We start from the raw sequence: 2,777 nt of genomic DNA, 5'->3' as shown, positions 1-2,777 counted from the left end.
CCGCACGAAGTCCTGGCCCTGAACGATGACGCGCGCGCCATCGGCCACACCGGCAAGCCACATGAAGCTCTGATCGTCCTCGACGATCGTCGTCGGGGCAAAGCCGACCTTGCCCTCGCCGTCCACGGTGCGCACGCCGAGGTCGCCCGCGGACGAAAAGATCAGCGCCGAGCGCGGCACCCGCGTCGCCGGCGTCGGCGCAAGCGGAATCGTCACCTCCGCCGTGATGCCGTCCGGGATCGCCCCATCGGCGTTCGGCATCTCGACCTCGACGCGATAGGTGCGCGTGGCCGCGAGCGCGGACTTGGAGACGTAGCGGACCCGCCCCTGCTTGGTCTGCCCGGACACCAGCCGGACCTCGGCGGTGTCGCCGACGCGAATGCTGCCGACCTTGCGCTCCGAAACCTCGACAACCGCCAGCATCGGATCGAGCCCGACGATATCGGCGACCGATGTGCCGGTGAAGGAAAACGCCGACGTTCCCACCTCGGAGACATTGGTGACGACGCCATCCCACGGCGCGCGGATGACACCGCGCTCAAGCTCGGCCTCCGCGCTCGCCAGCGCCGCCTCCGCGGCCTTGAACTGCGCCTCCAGCGTATTCAGTTCGAGCCGGGGAATGGCGTTGATCTGAACCAGACGGCGCTTGGCTTCCAACTCGATCCTGCGCTGCTCGACCAGAGCCCTCGCCTGTGCAACCTGGGCCTCGCGAGCATCGTCCGATAGAATGGCGACGATATCGCCCTTCTTGACGTGCGAGCCGCGGTGAACGCGCACCTCGGTCACAACGCCGCCGGTTCGGGCATAGGTCGACACCTTGCGGTCCGCTTCGGTGCGACCCGACAGCACGAGCTTCTGACTGTGCATGCTGACGTTGGTGTCAATCACGGCCACGCGAAACGGCTTTTGCGCTTCGGATTCCCCGACGCGGGGCGCGGCATCGCTCGATCCGTGCTCGCGCGGCAGAATGTAGCCCGACGCAATCCAAAGCGCCGCGGCCGCAACCAGCCCGGCGGCGGTGAGATGGCGCGCTTTCATGACGTCTTCTCCTGCGCCGTGCCCTCAGCACGGCTGCGCAACATGTGCCTCGTAATGTCCATGAACACCGGAATGAGAGCGTCGGCCTTGAAGTGAGGATCGAGCGCGCGCCGCCACCAGACGCCGTCGGCGATGATGATCAGCATGTCCACCGCGCCTTCGATGTCGGCGTCCTTGGCGATGTCGCCGCGCTCGGCGGCGGCTCGGAACAGGTCCACAAGCCACTTGCGGATGTCGGCGTCGAAGGCGGCCGAGATGCGCGCGATCTCAGGATCGCGACGCGCCTCCGACATCACCTCGGTGCACAGCTTCACCTGCTCGATCGAGCGCTCGGTGAAGTGATGGTGCGCCATGCCTTCCAGCAAGGGGAACAAGCCGTGGGACAGGTCCGCCTGGGCGAACTCCTGCGCCACCTCGGCGCGATCACGCTCGGCGATGCCCGCGATGATCGCCTCTTTCGACGGGAAATAACGATAGAGGTTGCCGGGGCTCATGCCGGCCTCGAGGCAAATCTCATGCATCGAGGTCTTGTGGAAGCCCGAGCGCACGAAACAGCGCTGCGCGGCGGCGAGAATCTCGTCGCGGCGGTCGGATTGCCTTTGGGCGTTGGCCGGCGTCATCAGAATTACTGCAATGCAAAATTTGAGAGCGAACGTTCGTTCTCACATTAAATAGGCGATTTTCGGGCTTTCCGTCAACGGTAAATGACGACGAAAATCTGGTAATATTGCACCGCAAAAGAGAACGGAGCCGGCGCGGATGCGCGACATGGCCCTGACCCCTGACCTCTTGTTTTTCGCCGGCTGCCTTCGATCCACGCAGGAATCCAAGCCCTTGGGGCGTTTCACGATTTGGCGAAAACGCGACGCGAGGCCATTGCCGGGCGCAGCCGCTTCGCTCGCCTATGCACCCCGGCGAACCTGCCCAAAGAAGGTGGATGCGCGGATCGAGGCCGTGCATGACGACGGGGGATTCCCTTAAGAGCAAAAAGATTCTGGCAGTAGCCGGCAAGACGACAGACGCATCCGCGATGCGCGCCGACGGACACCTATGACGGCGTGCCCGGCAACCGACTCCCGCCGCCTCAATCAACAGCGCCGCCGGCTATGGCAGGCGCTTGATCATGCGATGAAGGAACACATTGAAACGCTGCCATGCCGCGGGGTTGCTCTGGCGCACCGCCGCGCAAGCCCGTCCGGCAAGGCGGCACGCGGCCTCGGCTTCTCCGGCCGCCACCAGCGTTTCCAGGCTTGCCAGCAGAACCTCCGTCAGACGCATCGATTCATCCGCGCGCCGCTCCGGCGCGGGAGCGTTCGCGCTCACCACCCTGCCCCGGACGAAATGCCCAGATGCTCCTTGGCCTTCTCGCTCATCATGTCCGGCGTCCACGGCGGCTCGTAGGTCAACGCGACATCGACGAATTCCACCTCGGGCACGTTCTCGGCGGCCTCGAGCGCACCGTCCTTCAGATAGCCGGTCGCCGGGCAACCGCGGGTGGTCGTCGTCATGACGATATGAGCCACGCCGCCGTCCTCGACCGCGATGTCATAGACCAGGCCGAGATCGACGATATTGTAGCCGAGCTCCGGGTCGATCACGAGACGCAGCGCATCCTTGATCCGCCCTGCGAGATCGGCGGGCGCGACGGCCGTATCGCTCATGCGGCCGCTCCCTTTTTGCTGCCGACGCGAACCAGAACCTTGTAGGTCTTGCCGTCCGGCTCGAACGCGCCGCGCCAG

Annotated in this window: 4 protein-coding genes; all 4 read right to left on the bottom strand. The window is 65.3% G+C overall.

Annotated features, from left to right (window positions below; translation table 11 throughout):
* Window positions 1–1,038: efflux RND transporter periplasmic adaptor subunit (locus VN004_RS14590; protein WP_325611377.1), on the bottom strand; the 1,038-nt coding region annotated here is incomplete at its 3' end.
* Window positions 1,035–1,658, bottom strand: a complete 624-nt coding sequence (locus tag VN004_RS14585) for a TetR/AcrR family transcriptional regulator (protein ID WP_325611375.1) — start codon at window positions 1,656–1,658, stop codon at window positions 1,035–1,037. The genes VN004_RS14590 and VN004_RS14585, both read right to left, overlap by 4 nt.
* A gap of 484 nt (window positions 1,659–2,142) precedes the next feature.
* The gene (locus VN004_RS14580; RefSeq protein WP_325611373.1) at window positions 2,143–2,316 is read right to left on the bottom strand and encodes a hypothetical protein; all 174 of its coding nucleotides are present in this window, start codon (window positions 2,314–2,316) and stop codon (window positions 2,143–2,145) included.
* A 41-nt stretch (window positions 2,317–2,357) separates the two neighbouring features.
* Complete coding sequence (locus VN004_RS14575; protein ID WP_325611371.1) at window positions 2,358–2,699, bottom strand: metal-sulfur cluster assembly factor; 342 nt, start codon at window positions 2,697–2,699, stop codon at window positions 2,358–2,360.
* Window positions 2,700–2,777: the final 78 nt, after the last annotated feature.

Origin of the sequence: Pseudorhodoplanes sp., assembly GCF_035565855.1 — a bacterium.
Lineage (GTDB): Bacteria > Pseudomonadota > Alphaproteobacteria > Rhizobiales > Xanthobacteraceae > Pseudorhodoplanes.
Note: the sequence above shows the minus strand (reverse complement) of the source record. Positions and strands in the feature narration are given on the sequence as shown.